Origin of the sequence: Microtetraspora niveoalba (assembly GCF_001570405.1) — a bacterium.
GTDB lineage: Bacteria > Actinomycetota > Actinomycetes > Streptosporangiales > Streptosporangiaceae > Microtetraspora > Microtetraspora niveoalba.
Map to the genome: position 1 here is coordinate 87,777 of NZ_BBYM01000019.1, position 19,405 is coordinate 107,181.

Consider the following 19,405-nt stretch of genomic DNA (forward strand, 5'->3'; position numbering starts at 1 on the left):
TATGGGCTGGGCGTTCGCCGTCGCCCTCGCGTCGTGGATCCTGGGATTCTTCGCGTTGTTCCTGGTCACCGGATTGATCGAGCTCAGGGAGTGCGGGCTCGACCCATATACGGAGTACGAGAGTGGGAAATGCGCTTCGGTGAGCGCGTGGGCATCCGTGACCGCATACGGCTGGCTGGCCACGCCGCTCGTCTGGGTGGTCGTGATGGTGTTCCTGGGGCTGGCCCGGGATCGGTGGGCTCGCGCCCGACGGGTCGCCGGTTGGTGCGTTCCCGCCCTTCCGGTCTGCGTCCTGCTGGCGCAGGTCCTCGTCTACCTGCTCTACGGCCCGCTGCCCGCGTGACCGCGGCACCAGGCCCGCCGAGGCCGTGCCCGACGCCCGCTTCCCCGAACTCTCCCGACGCGGAGCCCGGCGGCGACCGGCGGAGGAGTTCCGAAACGTACAAGCCCGGGGCCGGGGGTGGCAGCAGACTGGCGGTATGACGGACAACACACCACCACCCCAGGTCTGGCCCACGCTGCGCGCCCGTGACGCGCGCGGCCTGATCCGCTTCCTCGTCGACGCGTTCGGCTTCGAGGAGACCGCCGTGTACGGCGAGGGCGAGCGGGTCGATCACGCCCAGTTGTCGTGGCCGCTCGGCGGCGGCCTCATGCTGGGCTCGGTCCGGGACACGCCGGACGACAAGTGGGCGCTGGAGCCCGGCACCTTCGGCGCGTACGTCGTCACCGACGAGCCGGACACGCTCTGCGCCCGGGCGACGGCGGCGGGCGCGCAGGTGATCCAGGAGCCGCACGACACGGACTACGGCTCGCGCGACTTCGCGGTCCGCGACCCGGAGGGCAACCTCTGGTCGTTCGGCACGTATCGCGGAGAGCCGCGCAAGGGCTGAGCCTGGAGGAACGCGGCCGTGGCGGGCCTCACCGGCCGAGGCCCGCCGCGAATCCCGGGGCCACGAATCCCGGGGCGCGAATCCCGGGGCCACGAATCCCAAGGTCCGGGGACCTCTCAGGAAACGTCCCGCGGTGTTCCGGCCCGACCGCGGGCCTGTGGCGGCTCTCGGCGCGTCTCGCGGACGCGCGTCACTTGGCCTCAATTCTCCCAGCGGTGACATATGTCCCCAGAGTGAGTCGTTTGAGTAGCGTGTACTGATCAGGCAGTACCGCCCGCTCTGGAGGAGCTCGTGACGACATCGGCCCGTCCCCTGGTGCTGCTCGACGTGGACGGGGTGCTCAACCCGTTCCACCGCCCCTCCTCCCGGTTCGCCAGGCACGAGTGCGTCGTCGACGGTCACACGTACCAGGTGCTGCTCAACGGACGGCACGGCACGGAACTGCGCGGCCTGACCGAGGACACCGGCGCGGAGCTGGTCTGGGCCACCACGTGGGAGGAGAACGCGAACGAGGAGATCGGCCCGCGTCTCGGCCTGCCCCGGCTCCCCGTGATCAAGGTGACCGCCGGGGCGCCCGCGGCGGACGGCACGCTCTTCAAGACGGGCCCGGTGGCCGAGTACGTCCGGGGCCGGCCCTTCGTGTGGTTCGACGACGAGCTCACGTCCGCCGACTGGGAGTACCTGACCGGCCACCCGGACGTCGGCGACTTCCTCCTGATCGAGGTCGATCCCCGGAGCGGGCTGTCCGGATGCGACATCGACCGCGCCCGCGACTGGCTGGCCGCTCCCCGCGCCTGAGCCACCCCACCGATCCCGAACGACGGACACGGGCGCCGGCCGCGCACCGGACGTCCGGCTCGCCCGGCGGGACGTGCGCCGCTCAGATCGCCGAGTTCTCCAGCCAGCGGGCGAGCAGCCTCTCGTCGCCGAAGACCTCGAACCGGCCGCCGTCCGGCCGCAGCCGCCCGTACACGAGGAGCAGCAGGTCGCCCGCGGTTCCCCGCACCGCGACCGTGCCCTTGCCGTGCCCGCGCGCCCATGTGAACCCGTCGGGCCCGAGCATGATCATCCACTCGCCGTCGGCGTCCGTGGCGTGCAGGTGCAGCGTCTCGCCGTCGCCGCACAGCTTCGCGGTGCGCTCCGCCGCCCAGTCGGCGTACGGGAGGTTGCCGAGGAACTCGTCCACGCCGTCGATCGCGGTCGCGGCGTCGATCGCCGGCGCACGGCCCAGCGCCAGCTCGACGTCGGCGAGGTGGACCAGCAGCTCGTGCAGCATCCGCCGGGACCAGAAGCGGGCGTGGTGGTCGCCGCCCCAGGACCAGACCGGCGTCTCGGGCGCGGTCGCACGCAGCGTGGCGAGGAGCCGTCCGGTCCCGGCCGCGAGCCACGCCGCCGGGTCGTCCCCCTCGCCCAGCCGGTCCATCGGCACGTCGCGCGACCCGACCCGCTCCGGGGCACGGGTGCGCACCAGGTGCTCCGCCCAGCGCTGGGTGATCCCGACGTGTTTCACCAGCTTGGCGATCGACCATCCCGGACAGGTGGGCACCGGCGCCGCCGGATCGGCCTCCGCCACCAAGGCGCGCAGCCGTGCCGCGCCGTCCTCGACCGCCGCGCAGTATTCCTCGTGGGTCCGGTCGCCGTGGATCAGCTCAGTCATGTCGCCGACCGTACCTCTCCCACTCCGCGAGCGGTACGGCCCTCCACCGGCTCAGCCGGTGATCACGGCGACGACGACCGTGCCGGGCGCGAGCTCCCGCGCCAGGGTGAAGATCCCGTACATCATCTTGGCGACGTAGACCAGGTCGAGCCGGAGTCCGTGCCGCGCGGCGAAACCGTCCGCGAACTCGCGGAGCTCGGGCGTGGAACGCGCGTAGCCGCCGAAATGGAAACCGCACTCGACCCGCCAGTCGCCGGTGACCCGCCCGAGCGCCTCGCGCTGGAGCCGCGCGACCTCGTCGTCCAGGAACTCGCCGCCCTTCAGCGCGGAGAAGCCGATCGCCCGCCGCCCGGGCGGGAGCCCCGCGGCGAGACCGGCGAGGGTCCCTCCGGTGCCGACCGGGCAGCAGACCAGGTCGTAGCGCCCGCCGAGCTGGGCGTCCAGCTCCGGCGCGATCTCGGCGCATCCGCGCACGGCGGCCGCGTTGCTGCCGCCCTCGGGCAGGAGCCGGAAGTCGCCGAACTCGGCGCGCAGGGCGTCGATCACCTCGGGGGTGTGCTTGCGCCGGTACGCCGACCGGTCCAGATAGGCCAGGCGCATCCCCCGCTCCACCGCGTACGCCAGGGAGGGGTTGAGGGGCAGGTGCTCCTCGCCGCGGATCACGCCGATGGTCTCGAACCCGCAGGCCGCGCCCGCCGCCGCCACGGCCCTGATGTGGTTCGAGTACGCCCCGCCGAATGTGAGCACACGACCGGGCGCGAGGTTGTACTTGAGCTTGCGCCACTTGTTGCCGGGGATCTCGGGGTGGATGAGGTCGTCGCGTTTGAGCAGCAGCCGGACCCCTCCGAGGCGCTCGTCGCGCACTTCCTCGACCGGCGAGGGGATCCGCGCCGCGATGCCCGCCGGCGTCCGCGGAACTGCCGCTGCTTCCATATGGTCAAGGCTGGCACAGGGACGGGAAGTCGCTAACCTACGTGAAGGCCGCTTGTTGAGGAGTGTTGGATTATGAGGGTTGTTGAGGCTTTCCGTGCGGCGTACGGCGACGATCCCGCGGGCGTCTGGCACGCGCCGGGCCGGGTCAACCTGATCGGCGAGCACACGGACTACAACGACGGCCTCGTTCTGCCCTTCGCCGTCCCGTGGGGTGTGACCGCCGCCGTCAGCCCCCGCCCGGACGGCGTCGTACGGCTCGCGTCGCTCCAGGCCCCCGGAGAGGAGCAGACGGTCGAGGACATCGACCGGGCGCACGGGTGGGCGCGCTACCCGGCGGGCGTGGTGTGGGCGTTGCGCGACGCGGGCCACCGGGTCGGCGGCGCGGACATCCTGGTCGACGGAGACGTTCCCAGAGGCGCCGGGCTCTCCTCCAGCGCCGCGCTCGAGGTCGCCGTCGCGATCGCCCTCGACGAGCTGCACGGCCTGTCCCTGCCGAGGATCGAGCTGGCGAAGATCGCGCAGCGGGCCGAGAACGCGTTCGTCGGCATGCCGTGCGGGATCATGGACCAGGCGGCCTCGGCGCTCGGCGAGGAAGGCCGCGCGCTGTTCCTCGACTGCCGCTCCCTGGGCAGCCGGGCCGTGCCGCTCGACCTGGCGGCGCACGGCCTGCGGCTCCTGATCATCAACACGCGGGTCCACCACGAGCTGGCCGACGGGCAGTACGCGAAGCGCCGCCAGGACTGCGAGAACGCCGCCAAGCGGCTCGGCGTGCCCGCGCTCAGGGACGTCACCGACCTCGCCGGCGCGCTCGCCCGGCTGAGCGGCGACGAGCGGCGGCGCACCCAGCACGTGGTCACCGAGAACCACCGGGTCGAGGCGCTCGTCGGCCTGCTGCGCGCGGGCGCCGTACGCGAGATCGGCGCGCTCCTGAACGCCTCGCACCTGTCCCTGCGCGACCAGTTCGAGGTGTCGTGCCCCGAGCTGGACACGGCCGTCGAGGCGGCGGTCAGGGGTCGCGCGCGGGGGGCCAGGATGACCGGAGGCGGCTTCGGCGGCTCCGCCATCGCCCTCGTCCCCGAGGAGCACCTCCCGTCCGTCCGGGACGAGGTGCTGCGGGCCTACGAGGCGCGCGGCTGGGCCGCTCCCGACCTCCTGGAGGCGACTCCCGCCGCGGGCGCCCGCCGCCTCCGCTGACGGGAGCCGCCGGATCGGCCGACCGGGCGGCTTCGCCGCCCGGTGCCCGCGAACCGCGGCCGCGAGGTGCTCACAGGGGCCGGAAGGCCGGCGGGCGGCGCTCCAGGAAGCTCGCCACGCCCTCGGCGAAGTCGGGCCGGCCGAACGACTCCCTCATCAGCCGGACCGCCCGGTCCCTCGACTCGTCGAGGGACCGCTCCCAGTCGTCCCACACCTGCCGCTTGATGGTCGCCATCGACGCGGGCGAGCTGTGCGTCGCCAGCTCCTCCGCGTACGCGAGGGCCTCGTCGAGCAGCCGCTCGCCCGGTACGGCACGGCACGCCAGACGCAGCGCGTACGCCTCGGAGCCGGTGAACGTGCGCCCGGACAGGAGCAGGTCCATGGCCGCCGCCTGCCCGGCGATCCTGGGCAGGATCCAGGCCAGTCCGTACTCGGCGATGAGGCCGCGCCGGGAGAACGCGGTGGTCCACTTGGCGTCCTCGGCGGTGAACACGAGATCGCAGACGAGGGCGTAGACCATGCCGAGCCCGGCGCAGGCGCCGTTCACCGCGGCGATGACCGGTTTGCGAAGGGTGATGGGAAAGGTGGTGGGCCGGGGGTCGAGTACGACGTCGATCCCGCCGGTCCGGTCTCCCGGGGCGCCGCCTTCGCCGGCGTGATCCTCGTCACCGTCTCGCGTACGCCGGCCCGGGGATCCAGCGGAGTGATCTTCGTCACGGCCCCCCGGCGATCCGGCCCCCTGGACCGCGGCGAGCGCCTGGAAGTCGGCCCCGGAGCAGAATCCCTTTCCCGCGCCGGTGACCACGACGACCCGGACGGACGGGTCGCGGTCGGCCTCTTCGAGGAGGTCGAAATATCGCCGTCCCAGCTCGGGGGTCCACGCGTTCAACCGCTCCGGCCGGTTGAACGTCAGGATCCGCACGGCGCCTCGGCTCTCGGACAACACCAGGTCGTGGTTCTCGGACGGCACCCGCATGTCGGCCTCCCTGTGCGCAGAACTATGTTCTACACCAGTCCGGGCGTGTCGATCGACCCCCGGAAACCCGGAAACCCCGGAAACGCGACGAGGCCGGGTGACCTCTCGGTCACCCGGCCTCGGAGCCGGTGGCTCCCGCGATAGGACTCGAACCTATAACCTGCCGGTTAACAGCCGGCTGCTCTGCCGATTGAGCTACACGGGATCGTGCTTGCCCCGCCTTCCGGCCTTTCGGCTTTCCTTGCGGCGCGGAACTAGATTAGCGCACTCCGAGGGGTTCGTGTCACATCGCTTGCGCTTGGATAGAGCGTGGCCCCCAGGGTAGGAGGCCGGAGACATTGAGTGGGGAGGTGGAAGATGCGCTACAAGGTGATGTTCGCCGCCGGACTGGCCATCGGTTACGTCCTTGGCACTCGGGCCGGGCGGGAGCGGTACGAGGAGATCAAGCGCCTGGCACAGCGGGTGTCCGACAGCCCGACGATCCAGGAGGCGGCGGGCCTGGTGGGCGCCCAGGCGGCCCGTGTCGCCGGCAAGGCCAAGGGCGTGATGGGCGACAAGTTCGGCGGGAAGGTCCCGTTCATGCGCAAGCCCGAGCAGGGGCACGAGGCCAAGCCGTGGACGGCTGAGCGGGTGCCGAGCGGAGCCGGCTGGCCCGACCCCGGGACGACCTGACCCCCGCTACCGGCCACGTGTCGCGCCGCCGGACTCCCCGGCCGTCGGCGCCTCAGACACCGAGGCTGCGGCGCACCTCTTCGAGCGCCTGCTCGGCGAGTGCGCGCAGTCCCGGGTCGCCGGGATCGAGACCGGGATCGAAGACGAACTCCCACCGCGGCTGTTCGGTCCCGGGAACGCGCCGCGCGACCAGCCGTACGCCTCCGCGCGCGTCGAGCGCGACGTGCCTGCTGGCCACGATCGTCGAGGTGACCCGCTCACGGATCGTCTCCGGCAGCAGGCCGGGCTCGGGAAGCGCCGCCTTGTGGGTCTCGCCGTCCGTCATCACGACGGTGAGGCCGTCCTCGTCCCACGTCGCCTTGTCCACCAGATGCCAGGGCAGCCTGCGCCCGCCGGGCAGGTGCAGGGCCAGCGTGGTCGCCACCGCGTACCCCCCGGCCTCCCCCGCGTCCGCGTCGGCCGTACGCGCGTGGCTCAGCAGTCGCTCGCCCGGTTCGAGCGCCAGGGCCGTACGGACCTCGGAGGGCAGACGACCGCCGAAGAGGGCCCCGGTGAGACCGGAGAACGCGCGGGAGAACGAGGATCCAGCCAAGGGGCACCGCCAGGGAACACGACGATCGGTACAGCCGCAGGCTATCTCCCGAGCAGATCGAGGGTGAGCGCGGCCGACCAGGAGAAGTCGCGGCACCCGTGCCCGGTCCCGTCGAAGGGGTCGAAGCACTCCCGGAACCCGCCCTGCCGGACCAGCCGCAACGTGCTCGCGACGAGCAGCTCGCTCAGCCGGTCCAGCCCGTGTACGGCCGCCGCCCGGGCGAGCAGCCAGTTCGTGCTGATCCACGAGGGGCCGCGCCAGTACTGGCCGCGTTCGAACTCCGGGGCCCTGATGTCGCAGCTCGGGACGGGATATCCGGCCGCCCCCATGAACCTGGTCGACTCCAGGAGCGCGGTGAGCGTCTCGACGACGTGCCGGGGCAGCCCCGGGTCGAGCAGGGGACCGAAACCCCCGATGGTGCAGACCGGGACGAGCCGCCCGGCGCGGACGTCCCGGGCGTAGAAGGCGCCGTCCCACAGCCGGTCGAGCAGCGCCGCCCTGATCCGCGCGGCGGCCTCCTGGAAGGGCGCGGGGTCGGCGCCGACGGCCTCGGACGCGAGGCGCGCCATGGCGTCGCATGAGAGCAGCCAGACGCCGTTGAAGAGCGGGTCCTCGACCGCGAACGGGTGCTCGTCCCGGTAGTAGGACGCCGCGTACCCGTGCTCGCGGCAACGCACCGCGAGCCGGAAGTACCGGTCGTGGTAGCCGTCCCCGCGCCTGTCCGCCTCCGGGTCCGCGAGCGGCGCGTCCCAGGCGGGGCTGTCGTCCATGCCGGACTCCCAGGGGTGGACGATCGCGGCCAGCCCGGCGCCTCCGGCGTCCCTGGTCTCCAGATAGGCGTGCTGGGCGACGAGGGACGGCCAGGCCCGCCGTACGAACCGGGTGGCGAGATCGCGGTCGGCGGCGTGCCTCCAGACCCACCAGGCGGCGTACGCGTGCAGGGGCGGCTGGGTGAGGCCGGAGGTGGGCGTGCCGCGCGGGGCCTCCGGCACGTCCTCCGAGCGCCACATGGACGGCCCGGGGAAGTACCCGTTCGGGTGGTGGAACACGATGTGCGGGACCATCCCGGTACGCCACTGGCCGGAGAGCAGCGACAGCAGTTCCTGCCCGGCCCGCGCCGTGTCGTGCCGGGCGAGCCCGATCGCCACGAACGCCGAGTCCAGGCTCCACTGGTGGGGATAGATGCCGGGGGCGGGCACGGTGGAGACGCCGGTCCAGTTCGCGTCGAGGACCGCGAGGGCGGCCCGCCCGAGCGCGGCGTCGTCGACAGCGGGACGCCCGTCCATCGGTCCAGATTAATCCCACAAAGGCCAGAAATCACCGAATATGCCGGCCCAGATCTGCCCAACCGACCCGGCTGTCACCTGAGCCGTGAGCAAAGCGTACGCATCGGAACCGGTCACCGCCGTCGACCGCGCGAACCCGGCGCACCGCGCGGCGAGATCACCGGCGTGGACCAGGGCGTGCGCGGCCGCGGCGAGGGAAACGCTCGCCGCCCCGGGACACCGGGCCGTCGGCCCCGCCTTCCCACTGGAAGCGCGCAGGGCCCCGGCGAGCCGGGACCCTGCGCGGAGTGTGTACGGACACCTGCCGGAGGCCGGGACGGCCCGTATGGCGGAGCTACTCGAGGTAGTCGCGGAGCATCTGGGCCCGGGTCGGGTGGCGCAGCTTGGCCAGCGTCTTGGACTCGATCTGCCGGATGCGCTCGCGGGTCACTCCGAACTCGCGGCCGACCTCCTCCAGCGTGCGGGGGTGGCCGTCCGACAGCCCGAACCTGAGCTGGATGATCCGCTGCTCGCGCTCGGACAGGGTGGCGAGAATGTCGTCGAGCTGGTCCTGCAACATGATGAACGCGGCGGCCTCGATCGGCACCACCGCGTCCGCGTCCTCGATGAAGTCTCCGAGGTCGGAGTCCTCCTCGCCGATGGGCGACTGGAGCGACACCGGCTCCTGCGCGATCCGCTGGATCTCCACCACGCGGTCGATGGGCAGGTCCAACTCGGCGGCGATCTCCTCGGGGGCCGGCTCGCGGCCGAGGTCCTGGTGGAGCTGGCGCTGCACCCGGACGAGTTTGTTGATCGTCTCGACCATGTGGACGGGAATTCTGATCGTCCGGGCCTGGTCCGCGATCGCTCTGGTGATCGCCTGACGAATCCACCACGTGGCATAGGTCGAGAACTTGTATCCCTTGGTGTAATCGAATTTCTCGACCGCGCGGATCAGTCCGAGATTTCCCTCCTGGATAAGATCGAGAAAGAGCATTCCCCGGCCGACATAACGCTTGGCGATCGAGACCACGAGCCGCAGATTCGCCTCGATCAGCCGCTGCTTGGCGCGCACGCCCTCCCACACCAGGTCCTCGAGCTCACGGCGGCCCAGCGGGACGGCCTGGCCGCACAGCTTGTCCTCCGCGAACAGGCCGGCCTCGATCGCCTTGGCGAGCTCCACCTCCTCCTCGGCGGTCAGCAATGGAACACGGCCGATCTCCCGCAGGTAGATGCGGACGAGATCGCTGGTCGGAGCCCGCCGGCCGGCGTCGTCGTCGTCCGGTCTGCTCGGCTCGTCGTCACCCTGGGGCTCGAGGACCTCGACCCCGTTCTCCGCGAGCATCCGCACGACACGCTCAAGCGCGTCGGACGGAAGCTCGGACCTGTCGAGCGCGGCGGCCACGTCGTCCACCGTGACGCTGCCGCGTTCCCTTCCCTTCGCGACGAGGTCCGCCACCTGGTCTACCGATGGCGGCCCACTTGGTAGCACCGATGCACCCACGCATCACAGTCTGCGGCATGAACACAACAAAGCGGCAGGCCTATTTTTGTCACCCAAGGTAAGGCAGAAGTCAATACCCGATCGCAATCAAAATAGGCGTTTGCCGGTTGTCAGGAACGGAAAGGAAAGTAATTCATGCCCCGGCGGCGCGCTCGCGCAACACCCGCCGCTGCTGTTCCAGCGCCACCAGCTCGCCGAAGAGGCGGTTGTACTCCTGCTGCTCCTCCACGGGGTTGAGCCGCTGGAGCCGTGCCTTGATCTGCGTGACCGACCGGCCCACCGCCGTCTCCAGCAGCCGGGCGAGCACCGCCGCGGCGTACCGCTCCTCGCCGCCCGCCTCGACGCGCGGCTCCTCGACGGCGAACCGGGTGAGCGCCGGGCGCAGCTCGTCGCCCGCCGCCCCGAGCAGGCGTTCGACCCACTCCTGGCCGCCCGGGCCGCCCGAGGCGGTGCCGCCCACCGCCACGATCACCCCGTACAGCGCGGCGTGCTCGGGCCGGATGAACGCCTCACCGCCGAGGGCGTCGAACTCGGGGCCGAGCAGGGCGGGCCGCTGGACGGCGAGCTTCAGGGCCTCCGCCTCCAGCATGGCGACCGGATCGGCCTGCTCGCGCCCCTGGCCGGGCCCGCCGTGCTGCCGCTCGGGACCGGGTGCGCCGTACTGCCGGCCCTGGTCCGGCCCGCCGTACCCACGGCCCTGCTGCCTGCCGTACGGGCCGCCCCGGCCTGGAGGGAACCCCTGCCGGTCGTGCCCGGACTGCCCGCGCTGACCGGACTGACCGTACTGACCGGACTGCCCGCGCTGCCCGGGGTGGCCGGGGTGGCCGTGTTGTCCGGACTGCCCGTGCTGCCCCGGCTGGCCGCCCTGACCGCCCTGTCCGCCCTGGCCGATGGCCTGCTGGACACGCTGGATCACGAACCCCTCGTCCATGAAGCCCAGCCACCGGTCCAGGTCCACGACGTACGTCTTGCGCAGCCCGGGGTCCTTGATCGAGGCCACCACGGGGGCGACCGCGTCGAGGGCGCCGAGCCGTCCCTCGTTGGTGGTCAGGTCGAAGCGGGAGATCACGCTCCGGATGGCGAAGGCGAACAGCGGCTCCCGGCTCGCGATGAGGTCGCGGACGGCGGCGTCCCCCTGCTTCACCCGCAGGTCGCACGGGTCGAGCCCGTCGGGCTGGACGGCGACGAACGTCTGGGTGACGAACTTCTGCTCGTCCTGGAACGCCCGGAGGGCGGCCTTCTGCCCGGCGGAGTCGCCGTCGAACGTGAAGATCACCTCGCCGCGGAACTCGGCCTGGTCGAGCAGCAGCCGCCGCAGGACCTTGATGTGCTCCTCGCCGAAGGACGTGCCGCAGGTCGCCACCGCCGTGGGCACCCCGGCCAGGTGGCAGGCCATGACATCCGTGTAGCCCTCGACGATGACCGCCTGGGAGCGGCGCGCGATCTCCCGCTTGGCCAGGTCCACGCCGTACAGCACGGAGCTCTTGTGGTAGATCGGGCTCTCGGGGGTGTTGAGGTACTTCGGGCCGTCGTCGGAGTCGAGCAGCTTGCGGGCGCCGAAGCCGATGACGTCGCCCGTGATGTCCCTGATCGGCCAGACCAGCCGGCCCCTGAACCGGTCGATCGGCCCCCGGCGGCCCTCCCTGGACAGCCCGCCCTTGATCAGCTCCTGGGAGGTGAACCCCCGGGCCATCAGGTGCCGGGACAGCGCCTCCCACCCGGCCGGGGCGTACCCGACGCCGAACCGCTCGGCGTCCACCCGCTCGAAGCCGCGCTCGGACAGGAACCGCCGGCCGGGCGCCGCGTCGGGCGTGGCGAGCTGCTCCGCGTAGAACTCGGCGGCGGCGCGGTGCGCCTCGATCAGCCTGACCCGCTCGCCCTGCTCGCGCCCGGGGACGTAGCCGCCCTGCTCGTACCGGAGCTGGATCCCGGCGCGCTGCGCGAGACGCTCGACGGCCTCGGAGAACGAGAGGTTCTCGATCTTCCGGACGAACGTGATGACGTCGCCGCCCTCGGCGCAGCCGAAGCAGTAGTAGTAGCCCCGGGCCGGCGTCACGTTGAACGACGGGGACTTCTCGTCATGGAAGGGGCACAACCCCTTCAGGTTGCCGCCGCCGGCGTTCCGGAGCTGGATGTGCTCCCCCACCACGTCGGCGATCGGCGAGCGCTCCCGCACGAGCGCGATGTCCTCGTCGCTGATCCGCCCTGCACCGCTACGCCCTGCCACGCTCGCGAGTTTAGGCCCTGGAACCGACGCCTTGGGCGGGGCCTGCCCGGGACCGAATCCAGGTAACGGGTCGTGACCGAAATCCGCGTCGGTTACAAAGGAACGGTCGGATCTCGCTAACGTCGAGCGGGTGGAGATCATGCGATCGGGCAGACTGGCCGCCGCGGCGGCCGCGGCCGTGGCCGTCGCCGGGCTGACCGCCGCGTGCGGGGCGCCGGCCGGGGTGGCCGGGGTGAGCACGCTTCCGCCGGTGCCCCGCACCGAGGAACCGCCCACCACCTCGCCGGACGGCGCCGTCGCCGCCACCTCCGGAGGGTCCGTCGTCGGTGACGGCGACCACATGCGCTCCGTCGCCCCGCCCCCCGCCCCCGATCCCGTACGGCTCCCGCCGCCCAAGGTGTCGGAGTACACCTACGCGTTCCCGGTGAAGGGGTGCCGCGTGTCGTACGCGCGGCAGCTCCTCGTGCTGCCCAAGAGCACGATCTGGGCCGGAAAGGGCTGCGCGTTCGTCTCGCCGGTGGACGGCGTGGTCCGCGAGGTCAACGTGCAGAACAGGTGGGTCCCGTCCACCGACCGGGGCCAGGACCGCGAGGGCAGGTTCGTCACGGTCCTCGGCGAGGACGGCGTGCTCTACCTGGGCGGCCATCTCGACTCGGTCGAGCCGCAGGTGCGGCCGGGCGCCAAGGTGAAGGCGGGCCAGCGGCTCGGCAGCCTCGGCAACTCCGGCAACGCCCGCGACACGGCCAGCAACCTCTACTTCGCGATCTCCTGGCCGGTCCCACAGGAGTACTGGTGGATCCGGCGCGGCATGATCGAGCCCTGGGACTACCTCGACGCCTGGTACGACGGCAACCGGACCCTCTCCCCGAAGAAGGCCGTGTTCGCGATGCGGAAGCGGGTCGGCAGGCTCCCCTCCTGCGACCGGCTGTGCACCTCGAAGCAACCGCCCGCGGCGAAGGGCGGCGGCGCCGACAAGGGCGGCAAGACGCGCACCAGTGTCAGGCAGGAGCCCGACGAGGAGGCCACCGTCGTCACGCCCGGCTAGGCGGGACCGGGCAGGAGGTCGCCGAGCGGGACACCGGGGTCGGTGAGCCGGGCCGGGTCGACGGCGGTCCCGGCCCGCCCCGCCCGTACGAGCGCCTGGATGTCGTCGGTCACGTCCCAGACGTTGACGTTCATCCCGGCGAGCACCCGGTTCTCGCGCAGCCAGAAGGCGACGAACTCCAGGCTCTCCACCGGCCCCCGGTAGACCACCCGGTCGTGGCCGGTGATGTCGCCGGAGAACTCCATCCCCAGCTCGTACTGGTCGGTGAAGAAGTACGGCACCCGGTCGTAGACGACGTCCCGGCCGAGCATGGCGCGGGCGGCCGCCGGGCCGCCGTTCAGCGCGTTGGCCCAGTGCTCGACCCGGATGGGCCGGCCGAGCAGGGGGTTCATCGCCTCGGCCACGTCGCCCGCCGCGTAGATGTCGGGGTGCGAGGTGCGCAGCGATGCGTCCACGACGATGCCGTCGGCCACCTCGAGCCCGGCGCCGCGGGCCAGCTCGACGTTCGGGGCGGCGCCGATGCCGACGACCACGTCGTCGGCGGGCAGCGAGCGGCCGTCCGAGGTGATCACGTGACGGACGTGTCCCGCGCCCTCCAGCCGGGCGACGGAGACGCCGAGCAGCACCTCCACGCCGTGCCGCCGGTGGAGCTCGGCGAAGATCTCCCCGACGGCCGGGCCGAAGGTCCGGTGCAGCGGCGTCGGCTCGGGCTCGACGATCGTCACCGCGCATCCCGCCTGGCGGGCCGCCGCCGCGGTCTCCAGCCCGATCCAGCCGCCGCCGATCACGACGACGTTCCCCTGATGGGCGAAGGCGGCGCGCAGCGCCTGGCTGTCGGCGAGCGTGCGCAGGTAGTGGACGCCCTCCAGGTCCGCGCCGTCCACCGGCAGCGGGCGCGGCGTCGCCCCGGTCGCGATCAGCAGCTTGTCGTACGGCTGCCGCTCGCCGGAGTCGAGGTGGACCGTGTGCGCCTCGGGGTCGACCGCGGTGGCGGCGACGCCCAGCAGCAGCCGCACGTCGTGCTCGGCGTACCAACCGGGCTCGTGCACGTAGACCTTCGCCACCTCGGTGCTTCCCTGGAGGTAGCCCTTGGAGAGCGGCGGCCGCTCGTAGGGGCGCTCCTGTTCGGCCCCGATCAGCACGATCTCGCCGGTGAAGCCCTCCTCACGGAGCGTCTGCGCCGCCTTCGCCCCCGCCAGGCCCGCCCCCACTATCGCGTACGTCGACATCTGCACCTCTCACTCCCGGCTTTCGCGCAGTATCCGCCCGTGTTGCGCCCGCGTCGACCGGAACGCGCCGGACGGGTACCAGGTGCCCGGGAAAGGCGGCGGGATTCCTCGCCCGGCCGCCGGGCGCCGTCAGGCGAGGCGGCGGCGCCAGGCGACCGCGGAGACGTCGGTCAGCGACGCGATCTGGTCGACGACGGCCCGCAGCCGCCCGGCGTCGTCGGCGGCGTTCTCGAAGGCGGGGCGCAGCGCGGGTTCGAGGGTCGCGGGCGCGCCCGCCCAGATCAGCGCGGCCAGCTCGGCGATCAGCTCCCGCTGCCGCGCCTGGGCGGCGTGGTGCGCCTCGCGCGACATCACGTAGTGCGCGGTGACGCCCTTGAGCAGTGCGCACTCCAGGCGGGTGGTCCGGGGGACGACGAGGTCCGCCGAGTGCCGCCCGGCCGGGGGTTCCGCCCGGTACGCGTACGCCTCGCGGGTGGCGTCCTGGGCGGACCGGCAGAAGCGGCCGATGAGCGAGCTGGTGAGGCGCTTGAGCGCGGCGAGGTCGTCGAGCCCGCCGACGAACGGCCCGGCGAAGCCGACGGGCCAGACCGGGTCGGCGACCAGCCGCGCGAACGTCTCGGCCAGCTCGGCGAGGTCGGCGTCGGGGGCGTACCACCGCCGGGTCAGGCGGCAGACCTCCAGGCGCTCCTCGGGGTCGCGCAGCGCCTCGGGGGTGACGTGGCCGCAGTGCAGCGCGTCCTCCAGGTCGTGCACGGAGTAGGCGACGTCGTCGGCCCAGTCCATGATCTGCGCCTCGAAACTGACCCGGTAGTCGGGGCTCCCCTCCCTCACCCAGGCGAAGATCGCCGCGTCCTCGGGATAGACGCAGTACGGCCCGCCGTCGCGGGCGTGGGGGACGCCGGGGACGCGGCAGGCGCCGCTCGTCCAGGGGTACTTGCAGACCGCGTCGAGGGCGGCCCTGGTGAGGTTGAGCCCGGCGCTGCGGCCGTCCTCGGTGAGGACCTTGGCCTCCAGGCGGGTGAGCAGCCGCAGGTTCTGCGCGTTGCCCTGGAAGCCGCCGCACGGGGCCGCCACCTCGTCCAGCGCGGCCTCGCCGTTGTGGCCGAACGGCGGGTGCCCGAGGTCGTGGGCGAGGCAGGCGGTCTCGACGAGGTCGGGGTCCCGGCCGAGGAGCTTGCCCATCTCCCTGCCGATCTGCGCGCATTCGAGAGAGTGGGTGAGCCGGGTCCGGTTGCTGTGCATGCTGTGGTCGGCGGGCGTGACCACCTGGGTCTTGGCGGCGAGCCGCCGGAGGGACGCGCTGTGCATGACCCGGGCGCGGTCGCGCTCGAAGGCGCCGCGTTCGGGATCGCCCGGAGGTTCGGGCACCCATCTCGCCTGATCATGCTCGTCGTAGCGGATCATCGGTCCTCCTTCCCCGACGTGTCGGGGAAGGAGGACAGTACCCTTTCGGACCTCATCTCACGACAAACACCCGCGAAACTCTCAATGACCGGCGGTCCAGTCGAGGGCCCGGGCGATCGGGACCCCGGGCCGGTAGGCGAGGTGCACGTGGCCGGGTGCGTCCAGGACCGTGAGGTCGGCCCGCCGGCCGGGGGCGAGGACGCCGACGTCGTCGCGGCGCAACGCCCGCGCGCCGCCCGCGGTCGCCGCCCACAGGGCCTCGGCCGGGGTCATCCGCATCTCGCGCACCGCGAGGGCGACGACCAGGGGCATCGACGAGGTGAAGCACGAGCCGGGATTGCAGTCGGTCGCGAGCGCGACCGTCACCCCGGCGTCGAGCAGCCGCCGCGCGTCGGGGTAGGGCGAGCGCGTCGAGAACTCCACGCCGGGCAGCAGCGTCGCCACCGTGCCGCCCCCGGCCAGGGCGTCCACGTCACCGCCGGTGAGATGCGTGCAGTGGTCGACGCTCGCCGCGCCCATCTCGACGGCGAGCGCCACGCCCGGCCCGGCGGAGAGCTGGTTGCCGTGCACGCGCAGCCCGAGACCCGCCGCCCGCCCGGCCGCCAGCACCTCGCGGGCCTCGTCCCCGTCGAAGGCGTGCCCGCCGGCGGGCTCGCAGAAGACGTCGATCCAGCGGGCGTGCGGGGCGCAGGCGGCGAGCATCTCCCCCGTCACGAGCCGTACGTACGCGTCGCGGTCGGCCCCCGGGGGCACGACGTGCGCGCCGAGGAAGGTCGTCTCACAGGTGACCTCGCGCGCCAGCCGCAGCGCGCGCTCCTCGTCCGCGACGGTCAGGCCGTAACCGCTCTTGATCTCGACGGTGGTGGTCCCCTGGGCGCGCATCTCGGCGATCCGGGCGCGCAGCAGCGTGCGCAGGTCGTCCTCGTCCGCCGCGCGGGTGGCGGCGACCGTGGTGGCGATCCCGCCCCCGTCGTACGGCACGCCCTCCATGCGGGCGGCGAACTCGGCGGCGCGGTCCCCGGCGAAGACGAGGTGGGCGTGGGAGTCGACGAAGCCGGGGATCACCGCCCGGCCCCCGAGGTCCCGCCGGCGGTCGGCCGGGGGCGCCTCGGCGGCGGGGCCGATCCAGGCGACGTGTGCTCCGTCCACGACCACCGCGGCGTCGTGGAGCACGCCAAGGGGCGAGCCGTCCCCGGTGGACGGGTCGTTGGTGACGAGCTCGGCGATTCCGGTGAGCAGCGTCGTGGTCACGCGTCCTCCCACAGCGGGTCGATCGCCGCGGCCAGCAGGGCGGCCACGTCGCCGAGGACGTGCCGTCCGCCGGTGACGACCGTGCGGCCGTCCACGACGACGGTGTCGATGTCGGCGGCGGTGGCGGCGAGGAGCACCTGCTCCGGCGCGACGCCCGCCGTGCGCGGGGTGTCGAGGCGGACCGCGACGAGGTCGGCGCGGGCGCCCGGCTCCAGCCGCCCGGCGTCCGGCCAGCCGAGGCTGCCGTGCGCGGTGGCCGCGGCCAGCAGCTCCCGTGGCTGGAAGCGTCCCCGCCGCAGGCTGCGCAGCCGCTCGTGCGTCTCCAGGGCGCGCGCCTCTTCGAGCAGGTCGATGACCGCGTGCTGGTCGGAGCCAAGGGAAAGCGGCGCTCCCGCGTCCCACAGGGCGCGGGCCGGGCCGATCCCGTCCGCGAGGTCCCGCTCGGTCGTCGGGCAGAAGCACGCCGTCGTCCGCGTGCGGCCGAGGACGGCGACGTCCTGTTCGGTCAGGTGCGTGGCGTGTACGACGCTGGTCGCCGGTCCCAGCACGCCCTCCTCCTCCAGCAGGCGGGTTGGGGTGACGCCGTAGAAGGCCGCGCACGCCTCGTTCTCCGCCGGCTGCTCCGACAGGTGGACGTGCAGCGGCCGTCCCGCCGCCGCGGCCGCCACCGTCGCGAGCGCCGCGCGCGGCACCGCGCGCACCGAGTGCGCCGCCACCCCGGCGCGCATGCCCTCGGAGGGCCGGAGCTCCGCCACCCGCGCGGCCCAGCGCTCCGCGTCGCCGTCGCCGTACCGGAGCTGGGCGCCGTCGAGGGGCGCGTGGCCCGAGCCGGTGAGGCCGCCCGCGAGATAGCAGGTGTCCAGGAGGGTCAGCCGGATCCCCGCGTCGTCGGCCGCCTGCCGCAGCGCCTCGGCCATCGCGTTCGGATCGTCGTACGGCGTGCCGTCCGGCGTGTGGTGCAGGTAGTGGAACTCCCCGACGCAGGTCACCCCGGCGAGCGCCATCTCGGCGTACGTCGCCCGGGCGAGGGCGAGGTAGCGGTCGGGGTCGAGCCTCCGGGCCACGGCGTACATGCGCTCGCGCCACGTCCAGAAGGTGCCGCCGCCGTCGTGGGTGCGGCCGCGCAGAGCGCGGTGGAACGCGTGGCTGTGCGCGTCGGCGAGGCCGGGGAGCACGACGCCGGGCAGCCGGACGGCCGCGCCGGGCTCGGTGCCGGGCGTGACGGAGGTGAGGCGGCCGTCCTCGGCGGTGAAGGTCACGTCCCTGGCCGGACCGCCGGGCAGCAGGGCGTGGGCGGCGTGCCACCGCGCCGGACCGGCGGCGCGGCTCATCGGGTCTCTCCCGAGAGCGCGGCCTGCCGGACCACCCCGGCGTGGCCGGCGAGGTCCGCGATCGCCAGGGCGAGCGCGTCCACGCCGGCGTGGCAGTCGGCCCGCTCGGCGTGCTCGGCCGGGGAGTGCGAGACGCCGGTGGGGTTGCGCACGAACAGCATCGCCGCGGGGATCCCGGCGGCGGCGAGGATCCCGGCGTCGTGGCCCGCGCCGGTGCCGAGCACGGGCGCGTCCCCCAGCAGGGCCGCGAGGCGGTCGCGCAGCGGCGCGGAGAAGGCCGTCTCCGCGGTGAAGGACTCCTCGACCGCGACCGTCCCTCCCCGGACGGCGACCGCCTCGGCCACGGCCCGCACGTCCGGCTCGTGCGGCCCGCGCGCGTCCAGCCAGGCCCGTACGGCCGACGGGACGGCGTTGACGCCGTTCGGCTCGACCAGCACCTTGCCGACGGTGGCCACGCAGCCGCGGGCCGCCGCCGCCTCCCTGGCGGCGGTGATGACGGCCGCGAGCGCGAGCATCGGGTCGCGCCGGTCCTCCAACCGGGTGGTGCCCGCGTGGTTCGCCTCTCCCATCAGGTCCAGGCGCCACCGGCCGTGCGGCCAGATGGACGAGCCGACGGCGACCGGGCGGCCGACGTCGGCGAGGGCGCGCCCCTGCTCGACGTGCAGTTCCACGAACGCGCCGATCCGCCGCAGCGCCTCGGGGTCGGGGCCGAGGTGCGCCGGGTCGTGGCCCGCCCGCGCCATGGCCTCGGCGAGGCTCGTCCCGCCGGCGTCGCGCAGGCCACGGGCGCGGTCCGCGCCCAGTGCGCCCGTGATGATCCGCGAGCCGCCGCAGGCCACCCCGAACCGGGCGCCCTCCTCGTCCGCGAAGTTCACCACGCCGACCGGCCGGGACGGGACGAACCCCCGGGCACGCAGCGCGTCGAGCGCGGCGAAGGCAGAGACGACGCCCAGCGGCCCGTCGTACGCGCCGCCGTCCGGCACCGAGTCGAGGTGCGAGCCCATGACGACGCCGGGCCGTCCGGCCGACGCGGCGGCGTCGGGGTCGCCCCACCAGGCCCACTGGTTGCCGGCGCGGTCGAGGGTGAGGGAGAGGCCGCGCGCCGCCGCCTCTCCGGCGAACCACTCGCGCAGCGTCGCGTCCTCACGGGTCCAGGCGAAGCGCCGGTAGCCGCCGGAGCGGGGGTCCCGCCCGACCGGCTCGATCGCCGCCCACAGCGCGTCGAAGGTCATCGG

At 73.5% G+C, this 19,405-nt stretch carries 18 protein-coding genes and 1 tRNA gene; 6 read left to right on the forward strand and 13 right to left on the reverse strand.

What is annotated here, in order from left to right:
- Nucleotide 1: 1 nt before the first annotated feature.
- The 3 genes from AWQ70_RS19785 to AWQ70_RS19795 all read left to right on the forward strand — a co-directional run bounded on the left by AWQ70_RS19785 (nucleotide 2) and on the right by AWQ70_RS19795 (nucleotide 1,688).
- Entirely contained in the window at nucleotides 2-343 is a 342-nt protein-coding gene (locus tag AWQ70_RS19785) for a hypothetical protein (RefSeq protein ID WP_067178169.1), read from the forward strand.
- A gap of 136 nt (nucleotides 344-479) precedes the next feature.
- Nucleotides 480-890, forward strand: a complete 411-nt coding sequence (locus AWQ70_RS19790; protein WP_067178170.1) for a VOC family protein — start codon at nucleotides 480-482, stop codon at nucleotides 888-890.
- 291 nt (nucleotides 891-1,181) lie between these two features.
- A complete protein-coding gene (locus tag AWQ70_RS19795; RefSeq protein ID WP_067178173.1) occupies nucleotides 1,182-1,688 on the forward strand; it encodes an HAD domain-containing protein in 507 nt (168 codons plus the stop codon).
- Nucleotides 1,689-1,770: 82 nt separating this feature from the next.
- On the opposite strand, the gene AWQ70_RS19800 is transcribed toward AWQ70_RS19795, so the two are convergent.
- Together AWQ70_RS19800 and AWQ70_RS19805 are read right to left on the reverse strand one after the other, a co-directional pair.
- Nucleotides 1,771-2,547, reverse strand: coding sequence for a maleylpyruvate isomerase family mycothiol-dependent enzyme (locus tag AWQ70_RS19800; protein WP_067178175.1), 777 nt, complete (start codon nucleotides 2,545-2,547; stop codon nucleotides 1,771-1,773).
- A 51-nt stretch (nucleotides 2,548-2,598) separates the two neighbouring features.
- Nucleotides 2,599-3,480, reverse strand: a complete 882-nt coding sequence (locus AWQ70_RS19805; RefSeq protein WP_067178176.1) for a 1-aminocyclopropane-1-carboxylate deaminase/D-cysteine desulfhydrase — start codon at nucleotides 3,478-3,480, stop codon at nucleotides 2,599-2,601.
- A gap of 72 nt (nucleotides 3,481-3,552) precedes the next feature.
- Between AWQ70_RS19805 and galK the strand changes: the two genes are divergently transcribed.
- Nucleotides 3,553-4,674: a galactokinase gene (galK, locus tag AWQ70_RS19810; RefSeq protein ID WP_067178178.1), complete on the forward strand. Its 1,122-nt coding sequence runs from the start codon at nucleotides 3,553-3,555 to the stop codon at nucleotides 4,672-4,674.
- Between the two features lie 70 nt (nucleotides 4,675-4,744).
- Here galK and AWQ70_RS19815 read toward each other — a convergent pair whose 3' ends face one another.
- Together AWQ70_RS19815 and AWQ70_RS19820 are read right to left on the reverse strand one after the other, a co-directional pair.
- On the reverse strand, nucleotides 4,745-5,650 hold the full coding sequence (locus AWQ70_RS19815; RefSeq protein WP_067178179.1) for an enoyl-CoA hydratase-related protein: 906 nt from the start codon (nucleotides 5,648-5,650) through the stop codon (nucleotides 4,745-4,747).
- 129 nt (nucleotides 5,651-5,779) lie between these two features.
- Nucleotides 5,780-5,855, reverse strand: a tRNA-Asn gene (locus AWQ70_RS19820).
- A 152-nt stretch (nucleotides 5,856-6,007) separates the two neighbouring features.
- Here AWQ70_RS19820 and AWQ70_RS40195 point away from each other — a divergent pair.
- Nucleotides 6,008-6,322 carry a hypothetical protein gene (locus AWQ70_RS40195; protein ID WP_067178180.1) on the forward strand — a complete coding sequence of 105 codons (315 nt, stop codon included), beginning with the start codon at nucleotides 6,008-6,010 and terminating at the stop codon, nucleotides 6,320-6,322.
- Nucleotides 6,323-6,374: 52 nt separating this feature from the next.
- On the opposite strand, the gene AWQ70_RS19830 is transcribed toward AWQ70_RS40195, so the two are convergent.
- From AWQ70_RS19830 to dnaG, 4 genes are all read right to left on the reverse strand, one after another.
- Complete coding sequence (locus tag AWQ70_RS19830; protein WP_245647050.1) at nucleotides 6,375-6,914, reverse strand: hypothetical protein; 540 nt, start codon at nucleotides 6,912-6,914, stop codon at nucleotides 6,375-6,377.
- Nucleotides 6,915-6,955: 41 nt separating this feature from the next.
- Nucleotides 6,956-8,200 (reverse strand): MGH1-like glycoside hydrolase domain-containing protein, encoded by a 1,245-nt coding sequence (locus tag AWQ70_RS19835; RefSeq protein ID WP_067178181.1) that lies wholly within the window; start codon nucleotides 8,198-8,200, stop codon nucleotides 6,956-6,958.
- A gap of 334 nt (nucleotides 8,201-8,534) precedes the next feature.
- Nucleotides 8,535-9,638 (reverse strand): RNA polymerase sigma factor RpoD, encoded by a 1,104-nt coding sequence (rpoD, locus tag AWQ70_RS19840; RefSeq protein ID WP_245647051.1) that lies wholly within the window; start codon nucleotides 9,636-9,638, stop codon nucleotides 8,535-8,537.
- A 178-nt stretch (nucleotides 9,639-9,816) separates the two neighbouring features.
- On the reverse strand, nucleotides 9,817-11,910 hold the full coding sequence (dnaG, locus tag AWQ70_RS41320; RefSeq protein ID WP_067178184.1) for a DNA primase: 2,094 nt from the start codon (nucleotides 11,908-11,910) through the stop codon (nucleotides 9,817-9,819).
- A 139-nt stretch (nucleotides 11,911-12,049) separates the two neighbouring features.
- On the opposite strand from dnaG, the gene AWQ70_RS19850 reads away from it, so the two are divergent.
- The gene (locus AWQ70_RS19850; protein ID WP_067178653.1) at nucleotides 12,050-12,955 is read left to right on the forward strand and encodes a M23 family metallopeptidase; all 906 of its coding nucleotides are present in this window, start codon (nucleotides 12,050-12,052) and stop codon (nucleotides 12,953-12,955) included.
- On the opposite strand, the gene AWQ70_RS19855 is transcribed toward AWQ70_RS19850, so the two are convergent.
- From AWQ70_RS19855 to AWQ70_RS19875, 5 genes are all read right to left on the reverse strand, one after another.
- Nucleotides 12,952-14,184 carry an NAD(P)/FAD-dependent oxidoreductase gene (locus AWQ70_RS19855; protein ID WP_067178186.1) on the reverse strand — a complete coding sequence of 411 codons (1,233 nt, stop codon included), beginning with the start codon at nucleotides 14,182-14,184 and terminating at the stop codon, nucleotides 12,952-12,954. The genes AWQ70_RS19850 and AWQ70_RS19855 overlap by 4 nt on opposite strands.
- A 129-nt stretch (nucleotides 14,185-14,313) precedes the next feature.
- Complete coding sequence (locus AWQ70_RS19860; protein ID WP_067178188.1) at nucleotides 14,314-15,588, reverse strand: deoxyguanosinetriphosphate triphosphohydrolase; 1,275 nt, start codon at nucleotides 15,586-15,588, stop codon at nucleotides 14,314-14,316.
- A gap of 81 nt (nucleotides 15,589-15,669) precedes the next feature.
- On the reverse strand, nucleotides 15,670-16,839 hold the full coding sequence (gene hutI / locus AWQ70_RS19865; RefSeq protein WP_067178190.1) for an imidazolonepropionase: 1,170 nt from the start codon (nucleotides 16,837-16,839) through the stop codon (nucleotides 15,670-15,672).
- Nucleotides 16,836-18,170, reverse strand: coding sequence for a formimidoylglutamate deiminase (locus tag AWQ70_RS19870; protein ID WP_067178191.1), 1,335 nt, complete (start codon nucleotides 18,168-18,170; stop codon nucleotides 16,836-16,838). The genes hutI and AWQ70_RS19870 overlap by 4 nt, the downstream gene beginning before the upstream one ends.
- Nucleotides 18,167-19,402, reverse strand: a complete 1,236-nt coding sequence (locus AWQ70_RS19875; RefSeq protein WP_067178193.1) for an allantoate amidohydrolase — start codon at nucleotides 19,400-19,402, stop codon at nucleotides 18,167-18,169. Before AWQ70_RS19875 ends, AWQ70_RS19870 begins: the two co-directional genes overlap by 4 nt.
- Between the last annotated feature and the right edge of the window lie 3 nt (nucleotides 19,403-19,405).

What these genes read in the sequence shown, in the direction of transcription:
- AWQ70_RS19855 (WP_067178186.1), bottom strand. Translation starts at nt 14,184, where the DNA reads ATGTCGACGTACGCGATAGTGGGGGCGGGCCTGGCGGGGGCGAAGGCG.
- AWQ70_RS19860 (WP_067178188.1), bottom strand. Translation starts at nt 15,588, where the DNA reads ATGATCCGCTACGACGAGCATGATCAGGCGAGATGGGTGCCCGAACCT.
- AWQ70_RS19785 (WP_067178169.1), top strand. Translation starts at nt 2, where the DNA reads ATGGGCTGGGCGTTCGCCGTCGCCCTCGCGTCGTGGATCCTGGGATTC.
- AWQ70_RS19790 (WP_067178170.1), top strand. Translation starts at nt 480, where the DNA reads ATGACGGACAACACACCACCACCCCAGGTCTGGCCCACGCTGCGCGCC.
- galK (WP_067178178.1), top strand. Translation starts at nt 3,553, where the DNA reads ATGAGGGTTGTTGAGGCTTTCCGTGCGGCGTACGGCGACGATCCCGCG.
- AWQ70_RS19835 (WP_067178181.1), bottom strand. Translation starts at nt 8,200, where the DNA reads ATGGACGGGCGTCCCGCTGTCGACGACGCCGCGCTCGGGCGGGCCGCC.
- AWQ70_RS19870 (WP_067178191.1), bottom strand. Translation starts at nt 18,170, where the DNA reads ATGAGCCGCGCCGCCGGTCCGGCGCGGTGGCACGCCGCCCACGCCCTG.
- AWQ70_RS40195 (WP_067178180.1), top strand. Translation starts at nt 6,008, where the DNA reads ATGCGCTACAAGGTGATGTTCGCCGCCGGACTGGCCATCGGTTACGTC.
- AWQ70_RS19805 (WP_067178176.1), bottom strand. Translation starts at nt 3,480, where the DNA reads ATGGAAGCAGCGGCAGTTCCGCGGACGCCGGCGGGCATCGCGGCGCGG.
- AWQ70_RS19800 (WP_067178175.1), bottom strand. Translation starts at nt 2,547, where the DNA reads ATGACTGAGCTGATCCACGGCGACCGGACCCACGAGGAATACTGCGCG.
- AWQ70_RS19850 (WP_067178653.1), top strand. Translation starts at nt 12,050, where the DNA reads ATGCGATCGGGCAGACTGGCCGCCGCGGCGGCCGCGGCCGTGGCCGTC.
- AWQ70_RS19875 (WP_067178193.1), bottom strand. Translation starts at nt 19,402, where the DNA reads ATGACCTTCGACGCGCTGTGGGCGGCGATCGAGCCGGTCGGGCGGGAC.
- AWQ70_RS19815 (WP_067178179.1), bottom strand. Translation starts at nt 5,650, where the DNA reads ATGCGGGTGCCGTCCGAGAACCACGACCTGGTGTTGTCCGAGAGCCGA.